Raw genomic sequence first — 26290 nt, forward strand, 5'->3', positions numbered from 1 at the left:
AACAATACGAACAATGTTGATGCCAACTGTCAGCGACTATTGGGAGCGACGGGGGAGTTCCAGGCATTCCGGTGTTTCGCCCCGGCGATAGTTTAGCAAAGCCTGATACCGCGCGAGGCTGAATGGCACTGACTTACAGTTCGCTACCTGGTTGGCGGCTGCATCGGAACCAGGATGATTCTTTTGCGTAGAATATATCGTGAATTTCTTCTCCAGGCACTGCACGGGTTGCTCATCGATCAGGTAGATACGATGCTCGGTAATGTCATCCCTGGTGGAACCTTCAGAGCCATTTGTGAAAGACCAAAGCGTCTGGCTCAGGTAGGCGAAGATCAATTGGTTATCATGCACAAAATAGCGTTCTACTGCTGAATGATGATCATATTCATGGTAACGATGGACGATCATGCGCAACCGGCTTTTGTCCGTATAGTAGGTAACGGTTCCCCCGGTTTCGTTGTAGCAATTATAACTAAAAGCTGAAGAATCGAGCTGTCCCTGATCTAACTGTAACTGGATCTGCGTATATACTTTCCGAATGTCATCCATGGTTCCGATGGGTTGACCGGATGTTACCGAATCGGTAATCACAGGTACGGTGTCGGCTGACACCAATGTATCGGTCGATTTCCTATCGCCTGTTGAGTTGGGGTTGCAGGCGTTGAGTATTAAAAGTGTCACAAAGCCGACCCATGATAGAAGAGGGATACGCATGATCATAATATTTTAAGAAGGATTCGACAAAAACCTTTCCAATCATCCGCGACACACCTGGTCCCGCATCAACCATCCCTGTCACGCGCGATGATGGAATAGAAAGCCGACTTTGCATAGCCGGAAATGACTTCAAACGTTTTCACTTTTTTACCCGGATTAAATGCGCTATATTTAATTGTATTTTGAACAATTAAACCCTTGCCCTCTGATCGTAGATCCGATAAGTGTCGGACCAGCCCAGACAGGCAGCGAAGCTGCCCCATAAAAAAGCACATGAAACCGAGCATGATAAATTTTTGCACTGAGAAGCTTTGCATGCGAAGTTCCTGTCTGAACCGGCGCCGGAGGGCATACCACCCGATTAAAAAATAAAAACTATACGGATGAAAAGATTGTTTGCACCCCTGCTGTTCGGGATGATCGCGTTGAGCGCCCGCGGACAGATCACCACGACACTTAACACGGAGGAAGCCAGGACCGTCATCAGTAAACATATTTACGGTCATTTTGCAGAACACCTGGGTCGCTGTATCTACGATGGTTTCTGGGTAGATCAGCAGCTGGATGTTAAAAAGCAGGGACGCATCCGCCTCGATGTGGTCGAGGCCCTGAAGAAGATACAGATCCCGAATCTGCGCTGGCCCGGTGGATGTTTTGCTGATGAATATCACTGGAGAGACGGCGTGGGCAAGCCTGCCGAACGACCTAAAATGGTCAACACCAACTGGGGCGGTGTCTCTGAAGATAACAGCTTTGGCACGCATGAATTCCTGGAGCTTTGCGAACTTTTGAAGACAGAACCGTATATCGCGGGCAATGTTGGCAGCGGCACCGTAGAGGAAATGGCCAAGTGGGTCGAGTACCTCAATTCCCCTGCTCAAAGTACGATGACAGCGTTAAGGGAACAGAATGGCCGTCAAAAGCCATGGAAGGTCACTTATTGGGGTGTGGGCAATGAAAGCTGGGGTTGCGGCGGCAATATGACGCCGGAATACTATTCTGATCTTTATAAAAGATACGCCACATATGCGCGCAACTACCCGGGAGCACCTTTGAAGAAGATTGCCAGTGGCGCCAACTCAGGGGACTATCGGTGGACAGAAGTGTTGATGAAAAATATTCCCCGTCACCAGATGTGGGGCATTTCGCTGCATTATTATACCATCCCTACCGGCGACTGGGGCAAGAAAGGCTCCGCCACTGCGTTTGACGATGCAGAGTATTTTAATACCATGAAGAACTGTCTCCACATGGAAGAGCTGGTGCAGAAGCATTCGGCCATCATGGATCAATACGACAAAGAAAAGCGCGTAGCGCTGGTAGTGGACGAATGGGGAATCTGGACAGATGTAGAACCCGGCACCAATCCCGGATTTCTGTATCAGCAGAATAGCCTGAGAGACGCATTGATCGCAGGTACCACCCTGAATATTTTTAACAACCACGCCGACCGTGTGAAAATGGCCAACCTCGCACAGACCGTCAATGTACTGCAGTCCATGATCCTCACCCGCGGAAAGGAAATGGTGCTGACCCCGACCTATCATGTATTTGATTTATTCACCGGGCATATGGATGCGAAACTTATCCCGCTCAGCTTTAAAACACCGGATTATGTGCACGGTGACCAACGCATACCGGCTGTGAATGCTTCCGCATCGCTGGATAGTAATGGTAAAATTCATATTACGTTAGTGAACATCGACGCCAGCAAGGACATAACGATCCGCACGGCTTTAAAAGGCAGGTCTTACAGCAACGTCAAAGGGCGCATCCTTACTTCCTCATCATTTACCGATATCAATTCTTTTGAGCAGAAGAATAAAGTGGCGACAGCGCCTTTCAACGGTGCTGCCATCGAAAAAAATGAATTAACAGTGAAGATTCCTCATCTGAGTGTTGTGAGTCTCACATTAAACTAATCGCATTCCAGCCGGTCGAAAGGAGGATATAATAATTTCTTAACAACATCCGCTGTCGCAGGATGTAAATCAGTGGTATTGTTGTAATCGTTTTAACCTCTAAACCTCTAAACCTCTAAACCTCTAAACTATTTTTATGAACAGGAAATTGGTATTTGTTTTTCTCTTGATCGGTATTTTCGGTTGTAAGTCGACCTCTTTGCTAACAGACTATGGCGTTAGCAAGGGCGATGAAGTAGCATCCATTGCGCTTCTGCCCGATACCCAATACTATACAGCGTTGAGACATGGCGGCTCGATGGAGATGTTCAGCAACCAGATCGACTGGCTCATCAAAAATCATAAGAAAGAAAAGATCGCTTATATCATCCATTTGGGGGATATTACCGACCACAACGCCCCGGTGGAGTGGGAGCGGGCCAGATCTGAGATGTATCGCTTAGACGCTACAGGTGTACCTTATGGCCTGGCGGTCGGCAACCATGATCAGTCTCCTAACGGAACACCGTCCCAGGGTGCCGATACAACGCAGTATGCACGGTATTTCGGAAAAGCACATTTCGGCAACCGTTCGTGGTATGGCGGAGCCTTGGGCACGAACAACAACACAGAAACGCATTTCGATGTTTTCTCTGCCAATGGTGAAAAGTATATGGTACTGTATTTCGCATTCAACCAACCGGGCAGTAAGGGGTATAGTGCTGCCTATGAAAAGCGGATGTTGTCCTGGGCGGACAGCGTGCTAAGCGCCAACGCCGACAGGAAGGCGATCCTGGTTACTCATGGCATGCTCGGCAGGCCCAAAGTAACGACCAGCGGTGACAAGCCCGGTGGTGGTGATAACAGCCAGGAAAGCAATTTTACCAAACAGGGACTGCATATTTATGATATGGCCAAGCATCATCCTAACGTGTTCCTGATGTTGGGCGGGCATATTGCCGGGGAGGGTTTCCGGAAAGATACTTTCAACGGAAATGTGATCAAGACTTATCTGCAGGACTATCAATCCAGGCAAAGTCCTCCCTATGGTGGCGCTAAGGACCGCAATGGTGGAAGCGGCACAATGCGTTTAATGCGGCTCAATAAAACAAAACAAACCATAAGTATCCTTACTTTTACGCCTCAGTCCAACGGATCTGTGATCCGGGAGCAGGACGGCGACAGTCAGTTCACACATGCATTATATCAATAACTAAAATATTTTTTACACAACTATGGGCAACAACAGGTTTTCTCTCGCAGACAAAGTGATTATCGTAACAGGTGCAACAGGCGTATTGGGCCATTCGTTCATCAGGGACATAGCGGCTCAGGGCGCCGTGGTAGGTGTTTTGGGGCGTAACGAAAAAGTTGCAGAGGAAAGAGTTGCCGAAATTCAACAAGCGGGCGGCAGGGCCATCGCGCTGGTGGCCGACGTTAGCAGCGAGGAGCAACTGACGTCCGCATTGAATAAAGTGCTGGATCAATATGGAAAAGTAGACGGGCTGGTCAATGCAGCGGGCGGTAACCAACCGGGTGCCGTTGTGCAGCCAGACGACAAAGTGTTTGAGCTGAATATTGACGCCCTGAAGCAAGTGATGGACCTCAATTTGTTCGGTACCTTGTTGCCGACACAGATCTTCGGGAAGGCCATGGCTGAAACCGCAGAGCGGGGCAGCATCGTCAATATTTCTTCGGTGGCGGCGCATGGAGCCGTTACCAGAGTGCTGGGTTACAGCCTCGCCAAAACGGCTATTGAAGCTTATACCAAATGGTTCGCCGTTGAAATGGCCAATCGCTACGGTGATAAACTGAGGATGAATGCGCTGGTGCCAGGTTTTTTCCTGGCAGAGCAAAACCGCCGCTTACTTACCAACGAGGACGGCACTTACACCGACCGTGGAGACAAAGTGATCAGGAGCACGCCCTACAAGCGTTTCGGGAACCCTGATGAACTGACAGGTGCTTTGATATGGTTGTTGAGTGATGAATCGACTTTTGTTAACGGCACGTCCGTCAAAGTCGACGGAGGTTTTACGATCTTTAGCGGTGTGTAACATACAGCATTTTATATTTTATGGACCAGGTATTGATTTTAGAAAATGAGCTCGTCAGGATCCGTGTGGCAGCCAAAGGAGCGGAACTGCAGGAGATTGAACATCTCCCAACAGGACAGCAGTATATGTGGAATGCCGATCCGGCTTATTGGGCAAAATATGCTCCGATACTATTTCCTATTGTGGGTGCTTTGAAGGAAGATACTTACCGGCACGAAGGAAAGACCTATCATTTGCCGCGCCATGGCTTCGCACGTGACCGGGAGTTCAGACTTTTCCAACAAACAGCCGTCTCTGCTACATTCTTGCTGACCAGTGATAGTGCTACGTTGGCTAACTATCCCTTCAAATTTGAGTTGTATGTCACCTACACGCTCGAAGGCCAGGGGCTCGGCGTAACATATAGGGTTGTTAATGCAGATAAGCAGGATATGTACTTCTCGGTAGGGGGACATCCGGCTTTTAAACTCCCTTTGTTCGACGGAGATACATATGAAGATTACATCCTGGAATTTGAGGAAGCCGAAACCGCGGGAAGGTGGTTGCTGGAAGGCGGATTGTTGAAAACCGATACCACGCCTTTGCTGGAGAATGAGCGCGTGCTTCCGTTGAAGAAAGAATTGTTTCATTCAGATGCTATTGTATTAAAACACCTCAGGAGTAACACCCTCCGGTTGCTGTCGAAGGATACGCGATCGGGCTTTGAGTTTGATTTCACCGGCTTTCCTTACCTGGGTATATGGGCGGCTAAAAATGCAGACTTTATTTGTATCGAGCCCTGGTGCGGCATCGCCGACAGCGTCGATAGCACCGGTGAGCTCACGGAGAAAGAAGGCATCATTCCATTGGCCCCGGCTCGTGACTTTGAAAGAACCTGGCATTTTGCCCTGATCAGCTAAATCAGGATATAGGCCATAACGCGTAATAAAGTGAAAATGGCAACAGCTCGTGAGCATGCACACCGAGGAAGTGACGGGAAATTATAACAATTTCTGTTTAACACTTCTCGTGTTTATCAGTTATCTTTCGGCCTGTTTAAAATAATGAAACAGGCATCTTTTTTTATCTTCCTGATCCTATGGGGTGTTGTTGGTTATAGCCAGCAGCAATACACTCTCAGCGGCACCGTCCGGTCTCAGCGGACCGGCGAAACGATTATTAATGCCACGATCAAGCTGGCCCGCAGTTCAGAAGGGGTGACCAGTAACGAATATGGCTTCTATTCTATTACGTTGCCTGCGGGTAGCTATGAAGTCGAGTATTCGGCAGTAGGATTTACCGCTGTGACGGACACGGTCGATCTTAACCAGGATGTCTCCAAAAATATTTCACTTTCCGACGAGATCAAAGACCTTGAAAATGTTACGGTGTCGGCCACGGGGAAAGGCAGGACAATTACCGGCACACAGATGGGCGTAGAGCGCCTCACCATGAGTGAGGTCAAGAGCATACCCATGTTGTTAGGCGAACGTGATATACTTAAAGCCATCCAGTTATTGCCCGGCATCAAACAAGCGGGGGATGGAAACAGCGGATTTTATGTAAGAGGAGGCAGTGCTGATCAAAACCTCATCCTGCTGGATGAAGCGCAGGTATATAATGCTTCTCACTTGTTAGGTTTTTTCTCCACCTTCAACTCTGATGCGGTTAAAGATATCACGGTGTACAAAGGAGGCATGCCCGCGCAGTATGGCGGCCGGTTATCCTCTGTGTTGGACGTTAAGATGAACGAGGGCAACAACCAGAATTATGAGCTGAGCGGCGGCATCGGCCTTATCTCGGCAAAGCTTAATCTGGAGGGCCCCATTCAGAAGAATAAATCGTCTTTCCTGCTTTCCGGTCGCAGAACATATGCCGATGTCTTTGTGCCATTGGCCAAGGACAGCGCTATCCGCAATAACCGTTTGTACTTTTACGACTACAATGCCAAGTTCAATTACAAGATAGGGGAGCGCGACAATATATATGTATCAGGATACCTGGGCCGGGACTATCTGAAGTTTGATCAGCAGTTCGGTATCAACTGGGGAAACCTTACAGGTACGGTAAGGTGGAATCACATTTTCAATAACCAGCTCTTTTCCAACACTTCTTTTATTTACAGCGATTTTGACTACAATATCAATATCAACAATCCCAACAACGATCTTAATATTTATTCCAAGATCAGAGATCTGAACCTCAAGCAAGAATTTCAATGGTACGCGGGGCGCCGCCATTCCATGAGATTTGGTTTCAATTCCATTTATCATAAAATAACACCGGGCGACGTCACTTCCTCCGGTAACACCAGCTACAATAACTTTTTTCTGCAAGACAGGTACTCCTGGGAAAATGCGTTGTTTGCAACTGATACCTGGAAAGCAGCGCCCTGGCTGAATGTTACTTATGGTGCACGTCTATCCTCGTTCTCCATTTTGGGTGAAGGTGATTTTTATAATATTGATGGGGATGGCAACGTGACGGACACCTTGCATTACGGAAAGGGCGAGCTGGTAAAGCATTATCTCAACCTGGAGCCGAGGCTCGCAGCCAGTTTTATCATCAACCAGACTTCTTCGATAAAGGCTTCATATGTAAGGAACGTACAAAACCTTCACCTGATGTCCAACTCCACTACCGGTGCCCCCACAGATAAATGGCTGGCCAGTACGAATATCATCAAACCGGAAATCGCCGATCTCGTTTCGCTGGGATGGTATAAGAATTTTGCCGGCAACCGTTACGAATTTTCTACAGAGACGTACTACAAGAAAATGTATAACCAGATCGATTACCGGCCGGGCGCTGATGTGTTTACCAACGATGCGATCGAATCACAGATCCTTTTCGGAATCGGACGGGCCTATGGCTGGGAGCTATTTCTTAAAAAGAAGACAGGCAAGCTGACGGGCTGGGTAAGTTATACGTTGTCAAAAACAGAGCGCCAGATCGACGGGATCAACAACGGAGCCTGGTACAATGCGCGGCAGGATCGTACGCATGATGTGGCCATTGTGGTCAATTATCAACTCAACCGCAAGTGGAACCTGGCGGCCAACTGGATCTATTATACCGGGGACGCGGTTACCTATCCTGCCGGAAAATATATCGTAGATAATCAGGTCGTATTTTATTATACAGAAAGAAACGCCAGCCGCATGCCGGCTTATCACCGGTTAGATCTGGGGGCCACCTGGTTGCTGAAGGATAAAAAGAAATTTACTTCCGAGCTGGCATTCAGCGTGTTCAACGCATATGGCAGGGAGAATCCTTACATCATCAGCTTCCGTCAAAGCGAAACCAATCCCAATACCACAGAGGCGGTTCAAACCTCACTGTTTAGATTTGTGCCGTCTATATCTTATAATTTTAAGTTTAAATAAAGTGGGTAATCTTTCAAAATATTTACTGATAGCTGGGGGTTTGCTCACCATCGGATGTGAGCGGGTGATCAATGTAGATATTCCTGATACCACTCCGAGGTATGTCGTCGAAGGAGTGTTGACGGATGACAGCACCTGCCGTGTCCGATTATCACAAACCAGCAATTTCAACGATACGATCAACCTGACAGGTATCAGCAATGCCCGGGTGACCATCTCGGAAGAAGGCGGATCGGGTATCTTATTGAATGAAACCTCGGTTCAGGGAATTTACCGCGCGCAGTTCTCCGGGCGCCCGGGACGCACTTATAACTTGCGCGTTGAATACCCTGCCTCCGGAGCCGGCGAGCGCAAAGTGTTTACTGCAACATCCACGATGCCGCTGAAAGTGAACCTGGATAGCCTGTTTGTAACCGAGCGTGTCTTTTTGGGACAGACGCGGAAGATTGCCACAATCCAGTTTACGGATCCCCCCGCACCCGGTAATGCGTACCGTTTTATTCAATATGTAGACGGAGAAGAGGAGACTACCATCTTTGTAAATAAGGACGACCTGATCAACGGAAGAAAAGTAGTGGACGAGCTATTGATCTTTAATGATGAGTTTACACTGAGGAAGTGTGATCAGCTCCGTGTCGATCTTCAATGTATTGATATGCCTAATTACCTGTTCTGGTATAGCCTCAACCAGGGCTCGTTAGGATCGTCTCAATCGGCGTCTCCGGGAAACCCTGTTTCCAATATCAAAGGCGGCGCGCTGGGTTATTTCAGCGCACATACTGTTTCATCCAGAAACATCGCTGTATCTCCAGACTCAACCTGTAGTTATCCGGCTGAATAAAACACTTCAATCGGAATCGATACTGGTATGAATAAAAATTGTACTTTTCATCTCTTAATAAAAAACGATTTTGCTGAAGGATGTCGGGCCCTGTTACCTTTTTCGATTTACCAGGCTGTAGTAGTATCATACATCAGATCCGGGATACAGTGAATTTCAAAAGAAGCGGGAGCCGGCTCTTTTTAGCGACACGTATCATTTAAACTTTTACCGACTGACATTTATTGACATATGAAGCAACTTTCGATTAAGGACATCGCCCGGCTAGCAGGCGTCGTGCCATCAACCGTCTCTTTTGTGATCAATGGAAAAGAAAAAGAGATGCGCATCAGCGAGGAAATGGCAAAGAAGATCCGCAAGATCATTAAAGAAACCGGCTACGTTCCCAACAAGTCTGCCGCCAGCCTTCGTACCGGGAAGACCCATGTAATTGGTTTGATCGTCGAAGACATTTCCAACCGCTTCTTCTCGATGCTGGCCAAGGCCATTGAAGATATTGCTTACGGCGTTGGTTACCGGCTCGTATACTGTAGCACCGAGAATGATGATCAAAAAGGTTCTGAACTGATCCGGATGCTGCACAAGCAGGTTGACGGGTTTATTATCACGCCTTCTAAAGGCATGAAGGAAGAAGTGTTGAAGCTAAAAACGGCCAGGAAGCCGGTAGTGTTGCTGGACAGGTATTTCCATGATGTGGACATTCCGTATGTATTGGTAGATAACAAGCGAAGTGTAAAAACGGGCGTGCAGTTGCTGGCAGAAAAAGGCTATCAAAAGATTGCTTTTGTCATAACAGCCCTCGACCAAACGCAGATGCAGGATCGTTTAAGCGCGTTTAAATCTACGGTAAAAAAGTATGATCTTTTTGATCCGGGATTGATTTTGGAGCTGCCCTTTTCGATACAGGAAAACGCCTACGAGCAAGGCATTAAAGCTTTTTTAAAAGATCACGAAGAGATTGATGCCATTTTTTTCGCCACCAATTACCTGGCGATCCAGGGTCTGAAAGTGTTACAGGAACTTAAATGGAAGATACCTTCGAGGGTCGGCGTACTTTCTTTCGATGATCATGAGATATTCAAATTATATGCGCCGCCCATCACTTCTATCAACCAGCCTATCGCGGAAATTGCCAGGGAGGGGGTAGACATTTTACGTAAACAAATGAATGCCAAAACTGAAACGCCCAAACAAGGCACCCTCTTAAAAGCAGAAGTCATTCTAAGAAAATCATTGTAAAAAATAATTTTTGTAGTTAACAAAACTTTATTACTTTAGTATTGCAAAAACGATTTTTCTTTAACGCTCTTCTAACGAAAAGTATATGCCATATGAGTCTTCATAATTAAATGCGGCTCCGGAATTTCTTGTTTTGACGATGACGGTCTGGCTGAAGAACAGCATATCCGACAGTGTCATGTATCAGGAAAGATGAAAAGAAATCAGTTCAATGCTTCTCAGTCGTCCATAAAACAGCTGTTGAAGGCAAAACGTGTGTGCCATATTAGCCTTGCAGGATCAAACCTTTGAGCCTTGCTGCCCGATTCATTCCTGAAGATAATGTATGTGTTAAATGATGAAGCAAAATCTGATAACATCTGTAAAAGAGTAGTAGTCCCTTTATAAAAAACCAATTTTTCACATTTTAAAGTGTTATGTATGAGAAGTCTATTTTGGCTGCTTAACAAAGGCCTTTGCTTGCTGCTGTTGCTCGTATGTTTGAGTGTAGCAGAAGCGCATGGTCAGAATGAAACGCAAAATATATCCGGTTTGGTCAGAGACAGAGCCGGCCTGTTTATCGCCAACGTCTCGGTCCAGGTGCAGGGATCGGAGCGCGGAACCATTACTGATGCACGGGGTGAGTTCAACATCCAGGCCTCGAAATTTGACAGCCTTGTCTTTTCGGCAATTGGCTATCTGCCCGTTACAATGGTGGTGGGCAATAACCGGGTATTAAATGTCATATTAGAAGCCGAACAAAATTCTATGAACGAAGTCGTTGTCGTGGGTTTTGGCCGGCAACGGAAGATCAGTGTCGTGGGTGCACAATCGACTGTAAACCCGGAAGAATTAAACATGCCCGTATCCAATATTAATACGCTTCTGGCGGGTCGCCTATCCGGTGTGATCGGCGTACAACGGAGCGGACAGCCGGGACGAAGTAGTGCCGACATCTGGATACGGGGTATATCCACATTTGGTGGCGGGTCATCTGCACCGCTCATTTTAGTGGACGGAGTACAGCGGGATATTAATAATATTGACCCGCAGGATATAGCCTCCTTTACTGTGCTCAAAGATGCGGCAGGTACTGCTGTATACGGTGTGCGGGGTGCAAACGGTGTAATTCTGATTACCACTAAAACAGGTAAAGTCGGTAAACCTCAGGTAAACATTGATTTCAGCCAGGGGGTATCCACGTTCACGCAGGTGCCGCAAATGGCAGACGCCCGGCAGTACCTTGAGGCGGCCAATGAGTCTTTCACCACCCGCGGACAAGCCGCTAAATATTCCCAGGAGTATATTGACAACACATTGAATAATACTGATCCGGAGCTCTATCCTAATGTGGATTGGTTCGACGCGCTGTTTCGGCCAACCGGTAGCATCAGGACCGCCAATGTCAATGTTAACGGCGGTTCCGACTTTTTGAAATATTATGGTTCCGTATCATACTACGACGAAAGTGGTTTGATGAATACCGATAAGCTCCAGGACTATAATGCGGATCTGAAGTTTAGGAGGTTCAACGTAACTACCAACGTAAACATGAACATTACCCGGACAACTAAATTGGACATTGGTATCAGGGGATTTTTCAGCAATATCAATCAACCCTACATTAGCGTAACAGATATATTTGGTTCTGCAATGTCTACGCCGCCCACTGAATATCCGCTGGAATATACAGGCGGATTCGTTCCCGGAAAAAATCCGAACGGTGGTTATAGAAACCCCTGGGCAGATCTGACCAGGAGGGGGTATAACACAGAGTTCAACAACCAGCTGTTCTCCAACCTGAGATTAACGCAGGACTTTGGCTTTGTTGTAAAAGGTCTTAGCGCTACGTCCATGTTTGCCTTTGATGCTGCCAACAAAAGAGTGCTGGGTAGAGGCAAGAGAGAAGACACCTTCTTCCCCGATCCTGAAATGCCCAGAAATGAAGATGGTTCTTTAAACCTGACCAGGACCTTTGTAGGCTCCGGGAACTATCTTTCTTATGAGCGAAGCAACGATGGTAACAGGAGGTTCTATTGGGAATCGTCTCTGAACTATGATAATACGTTTGGCAAAAGCCGCGTAGGTGGTTTAGCCTTGTTTTACACACAGGATTATTCCGAAGAGTTTGCCGGCGATTTCACAAGCGCCATTCCACAACGTTCTGTGGGACTGGCCGGAAGGATCACTTATTCTTACGATGACCGTTATTTCATCGAAGGGAATATTGGCTATAATGGATCAGAAACCTTTGTGCCTGAAAACAGGTTTGGTACATTCCCTGCCTTTGGTGTGGGGTGGGTGCCGTCTAATGAAAAGTTTTTCGAGCCTGTGAAGAATGTCATCAGCTATCTTAAATTCAGATACTCTGATGGTCTCACAGGTATCGGAGACATCGTTGGAAGAAGGTTTGGATATTTAACCATTGTTGCAGACAACGTGCAGGGCTACCGGTTTGCGAGAGACTATGGCTACACTTCCGGTATCAACGTAACCGAGTTTGGATATGATGTACGCTGGGCAGAAGCACGGAAGCAGGATCTGGGTATTGAGATCAAATCGTTAAAAGACCGGTTATCCATCATAGTTGATTTCTTCAAGGAAAGAAGAGAAGGCATTTTCCTGAGAAGAGGCTCCTTGCCTTTGTTTATGGGATTAAGCAGCCAGCCATTTGGTAACCTGGGTATCACCAATAACAAGGGTATAGACGGAAGCATAGAGTACAATGGGAAAATAGGCGAGGTGGACTTTAACCTGCGCGGTAACCTGACCTATAATAAAGATGAGATGATCGAAAATGATCAGCCCAAGCCGCAGTATGAATGGATGGACAGAAGAGGGCACAATATCCTGGCACGCTTCGGTTATGTAGCAGAAGGGTTGTTCAGGGATCAGGCGGAGATTGATGCCAGTGCCGTACCAGGTGATAAGTCTTTGGTATTGCCAGGTGATATAAAATATAAAGATCTGAACGGGGATGGCCTGATCAACAGCTATGATCAAACTTATATCGGTTACGGGGATGTTCCTTCAATGGTATATGGCTTCGGTTTCGGACTCGGGTACAAAGCATTCAAGTTTAACGTGCTGTTTACCGGTCAGAATGGTGCTGATATCTATCTGGCCGGCGACGCTATTCAACCCTTTGCCAACGGAGCAGGTATATCGAATGTGTTTTCAAATATTGATGATCGCTGGACAGAGGCAAATCCAAGACAGGATGTATTTTATCCCCGGCTAGCTAACGGTGAGGACAGGAACCGCAACAATACACAGACAAGCTCCTGGTGGATCAGGGATGCCAACTTTATCCGCCTGAAGACAGCTGAGTTGGATTACATCGTTCCCCAGCATTTGATAAACGGCGTGTTTAAAAGAGCGATCGTTTACATCCAGGCCATCAACCCGCTGACATTTAGCAAGTTTAAATTTTGGGATTTAGAAAGCACCGTCAATGTAGGTAACGGAACAAGGTATCCGAATATCAAATCCTATTCTCTTGGCGTCAATCTTAATTTCTAAACCTATTCAACCTATTATCATGAAATATATAATTGTTCTATTAGCAGTTAGCCTGGGTTTCACCGGCTGTAAAAAGTATCTGGATCAGGTACCCAATGATAGGCTGACACTTGAGGAAACCTTTAGAAACAGATCCACCGCGGAGCGATTCTTAGCGAGCGTGTACGCCTTTGTGCCGCGCGAACATTCTCAACGTTTTGTCGGAAATTATAACTCAGGCCCCTGGACGGGTGCTTCCGATGAAGCTGAATATTTGTGGGGATTCGTGGAGTCTAACCAGATCAATATCGGAAGCTGGGATGTGAATAGCGGGTTCACCAAGTCTTTCTGGCGCGATTATTACAAAGGCATCCGCAATGCCACATTCTTTATCGCCAATATTGATAATGTAACGGTGGATATTACAGACGTTCAAAAGCGACAGTATAAAGCAGAAGCGAGAGCTTTGAGAGCTATTTATTATTTCTATCTGTTCCGCATTTATGGTCCGGTAGTATTACTGGGTAACGATGTGATCGCCGTAGACGCGCCTTTCCAGGAGCTCCAGCTGCCGCGCAATTCAGTGGATGAATGCATCGAGTATATAACTACTGAGTTAGACGCAGCTGCAGCAGACCTTCCCGTGCGTCCGGTCAACGATGCGAATATTGCCCGTATTACCAAGCCTGTCGCTTTGGGAATAAAAGCTACTGCACTGTTATATGCAGCAAGTCCTCTATTCAACGGTAACAGCGACTTTGCCAGCTTAAAAAACAATGACGGAAAGCAATTGATTCCCCAAACTTACGACGGCAGCAAATGGGCCAGGGCTGCGGCCGCCTACAAAGATTTTATCAACCAGTTTGTTCCCGATGTCTTCGATCTTTATCGCGTCACCAGGTCAGATGGAAGCATTGATGCCTTTCTCTCTTGCAGAGATGCGGTCCTGGTGGACTGGAATAAAGAAACCATTTTTGGACGCCCGGACGATGACAATGCACGCAATTATGAAGTAACGCCTTACCACAACGGCTATGCGTCAGAAGTAAGAGGTAGCGGTGGTCTGGGAGCGACACAGCGTCAGGTAGATGCGTTCTTTATGAGCAACGGACGGGCGATCAGCGATCCTGCTTCGGGATATAGCGCCAGCGGCACTTCTAATTTCCGTGCACCGGATGATAACGCTGACAGGGAAACCTTCAATCAGTGGGTCAACCGCGAGCCGAGGTTTTATGTCAATATCACTTACGATAACAGGAGATGGCTCAATACTAATTCCGGTGATGCCATTACGCGCTTATATTTCAAAGGCAACTCTGGTAAAGGTACAAGTAATGACTATTGTCCCACAGGCTATGTAGTGCGCAAAGGAGCAACAACTAAAAACTGGAACCAGGGCAACAGCGTTATCATTCTTTTACGCCTGGCCAATATATACCTCGATTATGTGGAAGCATTGAACGAATCCAATCCCGGTGATCCTGATATTTTGAAATATTTAAACCTGATCAGAGAGCGTGCCGGCATTCCTCAATATGGTTCATCGGGCTTACCTGCACCATCCGGCCAGGCGGCAATGCGTCAGGCGATCCGCCAGGAAAAGCAAGTAGAGCTCTGTTTCGAAAACGTTAGATACTTTGACACGCGTCGCTGGAAGATTGCTCCGCAAACAGATAATGGCCCTGCGATCGGCCTGGATATAGATGCAGCCATTCCTGGCTTTTACAATAAAAAGCCTTTTGAAACAAGGGTGTTTGCTACACGGCATTACTTTTTCCCGATCCCGATTGAGGATGTAAATAACGATTTCGAGCTCATTCAAAACCCCGGATGGTAATGAAACGATTCTATCTGCTAATAGGTAGCGCTTTATTTTCAGGCGTTGTATCTATGGCCCAGGACATTCCGACGCCTGCTCATTCAACGGAGAAGACGGCTTTTCAGATTGCCGCTCCGTGGAGTGAGGCCTACGATGTCAGGTCTGATGTGGCGATTGTTTATGGAGTCAACGATGCGGGAGGAAATTTTGAAGAGCGGGTCAAAGGCTGGCGGGACAAAGGCTACAGAGTTCATTTTATGACGGGTGTTGCCTGGGGACAGTATCAGGATTATTTCCTTGGCGAATACGATGGTAAGAAGCATTTAGATGAAGGTCAGGTGGCGAGAAGCGGCGACACGATATGGCATGGTAAGGACGTGCCTTATATCGTCCCATCTGCACATTATCTGACTTACCTGAAGACGCATCTCAAGCGGGCCATTGATGCGGGCGTATCCGCCATCCACCTGGAAGAGCCTGAGTTCTGGGCGCGTGCAGGTTATAGTGAAGCTTTTAAGAAGGAATGGAGAAAATATTATGGTTTTGATTGGCGGCCTCAGCATGAATCTCCTGAAGCTACTTATCAATCATCTAAGCTGAAGTATGATCTTTATTATAATGCCTTGAAAGAGTGTTTTGCTTACGTCAAGGCCTACAGTAAAAGCGTAGGCAAAGAGGTGAAATGTTATGTGCCGACCCACTCCCTGATCAACTATTCTTCCTGGCAAATTGTAAGTCCGGAAGCCAGCTTAGCTTCTATAAAAGACGTCGACGGTTATATCGCGCAGGTTTGGACAGGAACGTCGAGAGAGCCTGTATACTTCAACGGCTTGGCAAAAGAGCGGGTCTTCGAAAACGCTTTCCTGGAATATGGTTCGATGATATCTATGATCCAGCCTACCGGAAAGAAGATGTTCTTGCTCACAGATCCAATAGAAGACCGGGCAAGAACCTGGGATGATTATAAACGCAATTATCAGGCTACCTTCACCGCCAAGTTGTTATATCCAACTGTGGCCAGTTACGAAGTAATGCCCTGGCCTAACCGCATCTACCAGGGCAGATTCAAAATGGAGAACAATGAAGAGAAGCAACCTATCGTGCCTGCTTATGCTACGCAGATGCAGGTGATGGTTAATTCTTTGAACGAAATTCCTGAATCGGACAACCTATTGAACGGAAGCCAGGGCATAGGTATCCTGCTTTCTAACTCCATGATGTTTCAACGGTTTCCCACGCACGATGGATACGATGATCCTCAACTGTCTAACTTTTACGGCATGGCCTTACCGTTGCTGAAGCGGGGCGTGCCGGTAGAGTTGGTTCATATGGAGAATCTAAGCAATGGCAATGCACTTAAGGATATCAAGCTGTTGATCATGAGCTATGCAAATATGAAGCCCTTGGATCCGGTTTGGCATGATCAGCTCGTGAAGTGGGTTAAAAAGGGCGGTGTCTTGATCTATTACGGACGCGATAATGACCCGTTTCAGCATATCAGCGAATGGTGGAACTCAAAGGGGAAAAAATATAAAGCTCCTTCCGAAGATCTGTTCAGAAAATTAGGGGTTCGGGATACGGCGACGTTCATACCAAGCGGAAAGGGCTGGGTGTCTGTTAACAGACATGATCCCAAAGAATTGGTATTGACCCAGGGAGGAGATGAATCTTTTATCAGTAAAGTAAAAGAAGGGTATGATGCCAAAGCAAGCTCGGCCAGGTTAATATTTAAAAATCATTTTTTACTGCAGCGTGGCCCATATGTTATTGCAGCAGTCATGGATGAAAACGAAGATAAAAAGCCATTAGAGATCCAGGGCCCGGTAGTGGACCTGTTTGATCCTGAGCTTCCGGTATTAAACAAAAAAGTGGTGCCACCAGGCGAACAGGCTTACTTGTATGATCTGAAAAGTAATCATGACGGCAACGTCAGGATCATAGCCGCCGCGGGCCGCGCCTACAATGAGGTGATCAAGAGTAATAGCTACCGGTTTACTGTCAAAAGTCCGGACAATACTATCAATGTCATGCGTATTAAACTGCCGGAAAAACCAACAAAGGTGACTTTGGCCGACGGGGAAAAGGATGTAGCACTTGATGATCAGGACTGGGATGAAAAATCAAAGACGATCAAGCTGAAGTTCAAAAATCTGAGCAGAGGCATTAATGTTTTGATCGAATGGTAACCATTTTCAATAATCTTCAAATGAGAACGCTGCGTTCATTTATGACTGGTTCAAAGTAGCAACTACAAACTTTCTGACTGTAAAGAGACAACAACTAAGATTATCAAACTAAAACCTTTTAAAATGAGGAACTATTTAAAAATGATCATTGCCAGTCTGAGTATACTGGCTTTCATCACGTCTTGTGATAAAAAAGACGAAATTACAAGCGAGGAAGGGATTATCTACATGACGCAAGCTATCGATGCCCGCAGCAGTGTGAATCTGCTGATAGCGGATACCGCGCAGTCATTTACATTCGGCGGCGCCTATGGCGGCCAGCTTTATCCCAATCAGGATATCCAACTTAATTTCAGGTTAGACACGCTTTTAATTGATGCTTACAATGCTAGTCACTCAACATCCTACGGGAAGCTGCCAGCGGATAAATACACTATTTCAGGCCTGCAGACCGTAATCAGGTCAGGGCGTACAACATCTGATGGCATCAAAATATCCATCGATACTAAGACACTGCCCAAAGATGCGGAGTACCTGTTGCCCATCACGTTGGCGAGTGCATCGACAGGGAAGATCAATGAGCAATTACAAACGGCTTATTTTAAGATCAAAATTTCCAGGAAAGAAACCGATCTTACTTCGCAAGCGACCTTAACCGTTTCTAAAGATAATAACGATGGTCCCAACGGAGGCGAAGGATCGTCGAAGTTGGTTGATAACAACCTGAATACAAAGTTCCTGACAGGTGGCTTCCCCATTGTTTTATGGATGCAGTTGAAATTCCCTGAAGCAGTGGCCATCCAATCCTATAAGCTGACATCAGGTAATGATGCTCCCGAAAGAGATCCTAAAAAATGGGTGATCCAGGCTTCAAATGATGGTAACACCTGGGTAGAGCTGGATCGCAGGGACAATCAGTCTTTCAGTGGGAGAACTCAGACAGTACAATATGAATTTGAGAACGATACTCCGTACACGTACTATCGCTGGCAGGTAGAAGAGAATAGCGGGTCGGACGCTTTTCAAATTACTGAGTGGCGGATGCTTACATTTAAATAGTAAATAATAAATGAGGTTTAGATTTTTTATGATCAGTGTGGCTTGTAGCATGACATCCTTGCTGCAAGCCCAGGATGTTGTTCAATACGTAAACACACTCCAGGGCACGAACTCCAGCTTTGAATTAACAAGAGGCAACACGTATCCCACAACCGCATTGCCTTTTGCAATGAACACCTGGACGCCGCAAACCGGGAAGAATGGTGATGGCTGGAAATACCAGTATAGCAAGAAGACCATACGCGGGTTTCAACAGGCGCATCAATGCAGCTCCTGGTCCAACGATTACGCCGTGTTCTCGTTAATGCCCGTCATAGATAACCTTAAGGTCAATGAAGAAGAGCGGGCGAGCGCATTCAAACATGAAAATGAAATCGGGAAACCTCATTATTACAAAGTGACGTTTGATAATAAGATCACTACCGAAATGTCGCCGTCTGAACGTGGCGTGCATATCCGCTTCAGCTTTCCGAAAGAGCATCAGGCTTATCTCGTGCTCGATGGTTATACACGCTGGAGCGGCGTCGAGATCTTTCCGGAAATGAACATGATCACAGGGTTTGTCAATAACGGTCATGGCATGCAGCGCGGCTGGAAGAATAATTTTGTACTGATGTTTGATCAGCCGTTTAAGGCGCATGGTACCTGGGAAAACGAAAAGAATACGATCCAGCCCGGACAAAAAAGGTCCGAAGGAAAAGGGAAGGGTGCTTACCTGGAATTTGAGAAAGGCGCCGTGGTGCAGGTAAAAATTGCCTCTTCCTATATCAGTCTTGAACAGGCCAGGCTCAATTTACAAAGAGAGCTGGGAGCCGATCAAAGCTTGGAAGCGACAAAGGCCAAAGCTTATGAAGTCTGGAATAAGCACCTGAAGCGGATCATGGTCGAAGGAGATTCAGAAGAAGATAAAGCTACTTTCTATTCCTGCTTTTTCAGGGCCAGCCTTTTTTCAAGAGCGTTCTTCGAAATAGATGCCAATGGCAATCCTTATTATTTCAGTCCCTACGACGGCACCGTGCATTCGGGTTATATGTACACCGACACCGGCTTTTGGGACACATTCCGGGCCCAGTTTCCGCTCAACGCCTTGCTGCATCCTACCATGCATGGCCGGTATGTAAAAGCCTTACTGGAAGCGCAGGAACAGTGCGGCTGGCTTCCTTCCTGGTCGTTTCCCAATGAACAGGGAAGCATGATCGGTAATCACGCTATTTCGCTGCTTGCAGATGCATGGGCAAAGGGCTTGCGCACTTTTGATCCGCAGCGTGCACTGGAAGCGTATTATCACGAAGCCAATAATAAAGGGCCCTGGGGGCCAGCCAACGGACGTGACGGGTTTAAAGAATATAACGGGTTGGGTTATGTCCCTTATCCCGAAGTCAGGGAAGCAACTGCAAAAACGCTGGAATATGCTTACGATGACTTTTGCGGCTACGCATTGGCTAAGGCAGTCAATGACAAAAAGTACATGGAGTTATTTGGTGACAAAATGTACAACTATAAAAATGTGTATGATCCCGCGACCCGCTTCATGCGTGCCAGGAATAAGCAGGGAGCCTGGTCTGCCAACTTTGACCCGACCGAGTGGGGCGGCCCTTTCACAGAGGGCAATGCCTGGCATTGGGTATGGTCTGTTTTTCATGATGTCAAGGGTTTGATCAAATTAACGGGCGGTGAAAAGCCATTCTGCGCCAAGCTGGATTCGGTCTTCACAGTGCCCAATACCGTCAATGTCGGCACCTATGGTTTTATGATCCACGAAATGACGGAGATGGTAATGGCCAACATGGGACAGTATGCGCATGGCAATCAGCCTATTCAGCATATGCCTTATCTCTATAATTATGCAAGGCAGCCCTGGAAATCGCAGCAACGAACCCGCGAAGTGATGAGCAAGTTGTACAACGCTACCGAGAATGGGTATCCCGGTGATGAAGACCAGGGGCAAACCTCTTCCTGGTACGTGCTCAGCGCCCTCGGTTTTTATAGTGTATGTCCGGGTACGGATCAATATGTGTTAGGGAGCCCCATGTTCAAAAAGATCACGATCACGCTGGAGGATGGGAAAAAGTTTGTCATCCGGGCAAATGGCAATAACAGCCGAAATGTTTACATTCGCTCTGCTCTTTTAAATAATAAATCCTACAGTAAAAATTATATTACCTATTCAGACATTGTGAAGGGTGGAACGTTTGACCTGCAGATGGCTGCAACCCCCAATTTCAGGCGCGGTATCAAAGATGCAGACCTCCCTTTTTCTGTTTCTGAAAATCAATAAGCAATATTTGAAATGAATCGAAAAACATTTTTACAAAATACAGGTGTGTTAACCGCAGGCATTGCGGCTGGTAAGTGGTCTTTTGCCCAGACTTCAGGCGCTTTCCCTACTGTGCGCGTACCGGAAGCGCAACGGAACTTTAAAAGTCCGGCGATCGAAAGTGCGATAAAAGCCTTCCAGGCAAAAGTGAAAAATAAAGAACTGGCCTGGTTGTTCGAAAATTGCTTTCCCAACACTCTAGACACTACCGTATTTTATTCAGAGTCCAATGGCAAACCGGACACCTACGTGATCACGGGAGATATAGATGCTATGTGGTTGCGCGATAGTTCTGCCCAGGTGTTTCCTTACCTGCAATTCAGTAAAGATGATGAAGCGCTTCACAAGCTGATCATCGGGGTGATCAACAAGCAGGTGCATTTCATTTTGAAAGATCCCTATGCCAATGCTTTTTATAATGATGATGCCAAAGTAAGCGAATGGAAAGAGACGGATATTACCGATATGAAGCCGGGTATCCATGAGCGCAAATGGGAGATCGATTCCTTATGCTACCCGATTCGCCTGGCCTATCATTTCTGGAAACGCACGGGCGACACCGCTCCTTTTAATGATACGTGGAAAGAATCTGTAGCGCTGACATTAAAGACCTTCAAAGAACAACAACGGAAAGAAGATAAAGGCCCATATAGTTTTCAAAGAAAAACGGCCTGGGCGACAGACGGCGTGCCCATGGGCGGATACGGCTATCCCGTTAAGCCTAACGGACTCATATGCTCCATGTTCAGACCCAGTGACGATGCGACGATCTTTGCTTACCTGGTCCCTTCCAATTTCTTTGCGGTGATCAGCCTGAAACAAGCGGCAGAAATGGTGTCTGTGATTTTCAAAGATGCGAAGCTGGCTGCAGAACTGACAGCGCTCGCTAAAGAAGTGGAGGTTGCGTTGAAGCAACATGCTATTGTGTCTCATCCGAAATTTGGCAAGTTGTATGCTTTTGAAGTGAACGGCTATGGCAGCTCCGTGCTGATGGATGATGCCAATGTGCCGAGTTTACTGGGCTTGCCTTACCTGGGTGCTGTGGCCAAGGGCGATGCGATATATGCCAATACAAGAAATTTTGTGTGGTCGAAGGAAAATCCGTTCTTCTTCAAAGGAAGTGCAGGCGAAGGTATCGGAGGTCCACACATCGGGCTTGATATGATCTGGCCTATGAGCCTAATCATGCGTGCGCTCACCTCTAATAATGAAAGTGAGATCCGGCAGTGCATCACTACACTGCAGAAAACGCACGGCGATACAGGGTTCATGCACGAGTCCTTCCATAAAGACGATCCGAAGAAGTTTACCCGCAAATGGTTTGCCTGGGCTAATACCCTATATGGAGAGTTGCTTTGGAAGACCTTCCAGGAAAAGCCGCATTTGTTGGCGTAATAGATACCCGTGCAGCGAATACGGCGTAACACCCGGTCTGACGGCCCCCGTCTGACCATGGATTTGAAAGGCCACACTTGCTCGCGTAAGTGAGTAAACGCAGCGAATACGGCGTAACACCTGGTCTGACGGTCCCCGTCTGACCAGGGGATTTTTGCTTACTCAATAAAAATCATTTTAAAAAGATACAAATGAGTTTTTGTAAAAGATGTTCTGTCTTCTGTTTAATACTAATCGGGTTAACTGCAAAAGCGCAGGATCCCATTGATTATGTCAATCCGCTGATGGGCACGCTGTCCAAGTTTGAGCTCTCCAACGGGAACACCTATCCGGCGATTGGTTTGCCCTGGGGTATGAACTTGTGGACGCCGCAAACGGGAAGAATGGGCGATGGCTGGGCCTATAAATACAGCGATGATAAAATCGTGGGGTTTAAACAAACCCACCAACCTTCCCCGTGGATGAATGATTACGGCTATTTCGCGATCATGCCTATTACCGGTAAAATGCGCTTCAAAGAGCAGGATCGTTCCAGCTGGTTTTCACACAAAGCAGAAGTGGCGCAGCCGCATTATTATAAAGTGTATCTGGCAGACGCCGATGTGACTACTGAAATTACGCCCACAGAGCGAGCCGCCCGCTTTCGCTTCACTTTTCCAAAGACAGACAGTGCTTATGTGGTGGTGGATGCGATCGACAGAGGGTCTTACGTAAAGATCATTCCGTCCGAAAATAAAATTATTGGATACAGCACCCGCAATAGCGGCAGTGTGCCGGAGCATTTCAAAAATTATTTCGTGATCCAGTTTGATAAGCCGTTCGATTACAAGGCTACCTGGGATGAGGATAAATTTTCCAACAGGGAAGAGATGAAAAGCAAGCATGCCGGCGCGGTCATTGGTTTTAAAGGCCTGGAGCGGGGAGATGTGGTCAACACAAAAGTGGCTTCTTCCTTCATCAGTTTTGAGCAGGCAGAATTGAATTTACAATCCGAAATCGGCAACAGAGATTTTGAAGCGATCAAGGCACAAGGGAAAAATGAGTGGTCCAAAATACTGGGCCGCGTGAAAGTTTCAGGAGGTACGGATGAACAGATGCGCACCTTCTATTCCTGTTTGTACCGGATGGTATTCTTCCCGTTGAGGATGTACGAAAAGGATGCTTCGGGAAAGATCGTCCATTATAGTCCTTACACCGGCAAAACAGAGCCTGGTTATAAATTTGCCGGCACCGGGTTTTGGGACACGTTCAGAGCTTTGTATCCGTTTCTGCATTTTGCCTATCCTTCTATTGCCAAAGAAATGCAGCAAGGCCTGATCAGCGATTTCAAAGAAGGCGGATGGTTACCCGAATGGTCATCTCCTGGCTACAGGGGTATCATGGTAGGTAACAACTCTGCATCCGTCGTGTCCGAAGCTTATCTGAAAGGGCTGCGCGGCTATGATGTTGAAACCTTGTGGCAGGCATTGGTACATGGCGCTAACAATGAAGGCCCGGAAGCTACGGGCAGGCGTGGGGTAGAATACTACAACCGTTTAGGGTATGTGCCTAATAATGTAAAGATCAGTGAGAACGTGGCGCGCTCTTTAGAATATGCTTACGATGATTACGCCATTTATGCCTTAGGTAAGGCGCTGGGCAAGCCGTCGGTGGAAACTGACGTGTATAAAAAGCGTGCTATGAATTATAAGAAGCTGTTCGATCCCGAACACTTGCTGATGCGCCCCAAAAATGAAGATGGAAGTTTTTATACACCTTATAATCCTTATTCCTGGGGTGGAGCTTTCACCGAAGGTAACAGCTGGCATTATTCCTGGAGCGTTTTCCAGGATATTGAAGGCCTGAAACAATTGATGGGCGGAGACAAGATGTTTGTAACCATGCTCGACTCTGTATTTGTAATGCCGCCTGATTTCGGAGATTATTCCTACTACGGCTCTGTTATCCACGAAATGCGTGAAATGCAGATCACCAATATGGGACAGTATGCACATGGCAATCAGCCGATTCAACACATGACCTATCTCTACAATTATGCGGGTCAACCCTGGAAATCTCAGTATTGGATACGCGAGGTGATGGACCGTTTATACAACGCTTCACCTGATGGATATTGCGGCGATGAAGACAATGGCCAGACCTCAGCCTGGTATGTGTTTTCCGCTTTAGGTTTTTATCCGGTGACGCCTGCGAGCACCCAATATGTGTTGGGTGTGCCCTTGTTCAAAAAAGCAGAGATCCATTTTGAAAATGGCAACAAGCTGGTGATCAACGCACCGCAAAACAGCTCGTCCAACAAGTACGTCAAATCGCTTACCATCAACGGAAAAGCAAGCAATAAAAACTACTTAGATCATTTCGAGTTATTAAAAGGAGGCACTTTGAACTTTACCATGAGCGCACAGCCCAACAAATCAAGAGGTATTGCCAAAGCAGATTATCCTTTCTCGATGAGCACCGAAGAGTGATGCCTGAAGCGAGCCGGGGGAATGCAGGTTGGCGCCCAACAAGCGTAGGGAGACTTTATGGCCTTCACTCAATATTCCTGTCTCCCGGGCTTGGATCATTCGCAAATATTTTTAAATTCGCTGACTAAACGATCGCTATTCTACATTAAAAAGCCCTTCATGAAGCAACCATAGAAATTTTCAAAGGAACGTTTTCGCAAAGGAAATTTTTATGCAACATTTCATATGACAACCGGGAATAAAGTAAAACGATATATATGAAAAAATACAGCATTCTATTCATTGCACTTCTCGGATCATTTTTGGTAAACGCGCAGCAGTCCGGTAAGTTCAACGGACTTGATATGAACCTGGGCAATCTATCCAGGTTGTCCGATGCAAAGACGCGGTCCATCAGCCCTGAAAATTTTACCGGCGAAAAAGGAAAAGGTGCGCTGGCCGATCCTGTAAGAGACAAGGGAAAGCGCAACGTGGCCAATGCTGCCAACGAAGCGAGGGATCTGGGTAAGGGCTGGAAAGTAAATCCCTTTATCATCATTGAGCCAGGAGAAACGTTCACCATGGCAGATATTGAAGGACCCGGTGCAATCCAGCATATCTGGATGACGCCCACAGGAAATTTCAATTACACCATATTCAGAGTGTATTACGACGACGAAGCCACGCCCTCCGTGGAAAGTCCGATAGGCCCATTTTTTGCATCGGGCTGGACACAGGTTTCCTGGTTGAACTCACTGGCCATGACCGTGAATCCCGGCAGCGCATTCAATAGTTATTGGAAAATGCCTTTCCGGAAAAAATGTAAGATCACCATGCAGAACATCGACACGCAGCCGATGCGTTTGTACTACCAGATCGATTATACACTGACGGACATCGGAGCGGACGAAGCTTATTTTCATGCACAGTACCGCCGCAGCGCGAGAGATCCTAAATCTTCTGTACACACCATTGTCGATAACATCAAAGGCAAAGGCCATTATGTGGGAACCTATATGGGCGTAGGCGTTAGTAACAACGGCTGGTGGGGAGAAGGTGAGATCAAGTTTTTTATGGACGGCGATAAAGAAAATGCGACCATCGTGGGTACCGGTACGGAAGACTATTTCTGCGGCTCCTATAATTTTGAGAATAAAATCACCCATCAATACGAACCGTTTTCTACCGCCTATGCGGGCTTACACCAGGTATTGAAACCCGACGGCCTATACGGCTCCCAGCAACGATTCGGAATGTACCGCTGGCATATTATGGATCCGATCAGGTTCGAGAACGATCTGAAAGTGACCATACAGGATCTGGGTTGGCGCAGCGGGGGGCGATACCTGCCTCAACATTCAGACATTATCACAGTTGCTTACTGGTATCAAACAGAACCCCATGGACGCTTTCCGGCGCTTCCGTCAGCTGATGAACTGGAGGTCAATTAGAGTTGAGCTCATCATT

At 46.9% G+C, this 26290-nt stretch carries 16 protein-coding genes; 15 read left to right on the top strand and 1 reads right to left on the bottom strand.

The features are described from left to right. Positions 1–36: 36 nt before the first annotated feature. Positions 37–714 carry a hypothetical protein gene (locus tag ACU37H_RS16100; RefSeq protein WP_472705198.1) on the bottom strand — a complete coding sequence of 226 codons (678 nt, stop codon included), beginning with the start codon at positions 712–714 and terminating at the stop codon, positions 37–39. 386 nt (positions 715–1100) lie between these two features. Between ACU37H_RS16100 and ACU37H_RS16105 the strand changes: the two genes are divergently transcribed. From ACU37H_RS16105 to ACU37H_RS16175, 15 genes are all read left to right on the top strand, one after another. Next, positions 1101–2639: an alpha-N-arabinofuranosidase gene (locus ACU37H_RS16105; protein ID WP_472705196.1), complete on the top strand. Its 1539-nt coding sequence runs from the start codon at positions 1101–1103 to the stop codon at positions 2637–2639. Between the two features lie 136 nt (positions 2640–2775). Further along, on the top strand, positions 2776–3831 hold the full coding sequence (locus ACU37H_RS16110) for a metallophosphoesterase (protein WP_472705194.1): 1056 nt from the start codon (positions 2776–2778) through the stop codon (positions 3829–3831). A 22-nt stretch (positions 3832–3853) separates the two neighbouring features. Beyond that, a complete protein-coding gene (locus ACU37H_RS16115) occupies positions 3854–4675 on the top strand; it encodes an SDR family oxidoreductase (protein WP_472705192.1) in 822 nt (273 codons plus the stop codon). A 20-nt stretch (positions 4676–4695) separates the two neighbouring features. Then, the gene (locus ACU37H_RS16120; RefSeq protein ID WP_472705190.1) at positions 4696–5574 is read left to right on the top strand and encodes an aldose 1-epimerase family protein; all 879 of its coding nucleotides are present in this window, start codon (positions 4696–4698) and stop codon (positions 5572–5574) included. A 144-nt stretch (positions 5575–5718) separates the two neighbouring features. Next, positions 5719–8040 (top strand): TonB-dependent receptor, encoded by a 2322-nt coding sequence (locus ACU37H_RS16125; RefSeq protein ID WP_472705188.1) that lies wholly within the window; start codon positions 5719–5721, stop codon positions 8038–8040. Between the two features lies 1 nt (position 8041). Next, positions 8042–8881: a DUF4249 domain-containing protein gene (locus ACU37H_RS16130; protein ID WP_472705186.1), complete on the top strand. Its 840-nt coding sequence runs from the start codon at positions 8042–8044 to the stop codon at positions 8879–8881. Positions 8882–9112: 231 nt separating this feature from the next. Further along, positions 9113–10120, top strand: a complete 1008-nt coding sequence (locus tag ACU37H_RS16135) for a LacI family DNA-binding transcriptional regulator (protein WP_472705184.1) — start codon at positions 9113–9115, stop codon at positions 10118–10120. Positions 10121–10540: 420 nt separating this feature from the next. After that, positions 10541–13621 (top strand): SusC/RagA family TonB-linked outer membrane protein, encoded by a 3081-nt coding sequence (locus ACU37H_RS16140; RefSeq protein ID WP_472705182.1) that lies wholly within the window; start codon positions 10541–10543, stop codon positions 13619–13621. 19 nt (positions 13622–13640) lie between these two features. Next, positions 13641–15437: a RagB/SusD family nutrient uptake outer membrane protein gene (locus ACU37H_RS16145; protein WP_472705180.1), complete on the top strand. Its 1797-nt coding sequence runs from the start codon at positions 13641–13643 to the stop codon at positions 15435–15437. Further along, a complete protein-coding gene (locus ACU37H_RS16150) occupies positions 15437–17605 on the top strand; it encodes a hypothetical protein (RefSeq protein WP_472705178.1) in 2169 nt (722 codons plus the stop codon). The genes ACU37H_RS16145 and ACU37H_RS16150 overlap by 1 nt, the downstream gene beginning before the upstream one ends. A gap of 123 nt (positions 17606–17728) precedes the next feature. After that, complete coding sequence (locus ACU37H_RS16155) at positions 17729–18664, top strand: BT_3987 domain-containing protein (protein ID WP_472705176.1); 936 nt, start codon at positions 17729–17731, stop codon at positions 18662–18664. A gap of 10 nt (positions 18665–18674) precedes the next feature. Further along, positions 18675–20942, top strand: a complete 2268-nt coding sequence (locus tag ACU37H_RS16160) for a GH92 family glycosyl hydrolase (protein WP_472705174.1) — start codon at positions 18675–18677, stop codon at positions 20940–20942. A 12-nt stretch (positions 20943–20954) separates the two neighbouring features. Next, the gene (locus tag ACU37H_RS16165) at positions 20955–22376 is read left to right on the top strand and encodes a glycoside hydrolase family 125 protein (protein ID WP_472705172.1); all 1422 of its coding nucleotides are present in this window, start codon (positions 20955–20957) and stop codon (positions 22374–22376) included. A gap of 191 nt (positions 22377–22567) precedes the next feature. Beyond that, positions 22568–24844: a GH92 family glycosyl hydrolase gene (locus tag ACU37H_RS16170; RefSeq protein ID WP_472705170.1), complete on the top strand. Its 2277-nt coding sequence runs from the start codon at positions 22568–22570 to the stop codon at positions 24842–24844. Positions 24845–25101: 257 nt separating this feature from the next. Continuing rightward, on the top strand, positions 25102–26274 hold the full coding sequence (locus ACU37H_RS16175) for a glycoside hydrolase family 172 protein (protein WP_472705168.1): 1173 nt from the start codon (positions 25102–25104) through the stop codon (positions 26272–26274). Positions 26275–26290: the final 16 nt, after the last annotated feature.

This window comes from Niabella sp. ZPM-14 (genome assembly GCF_055693045.2).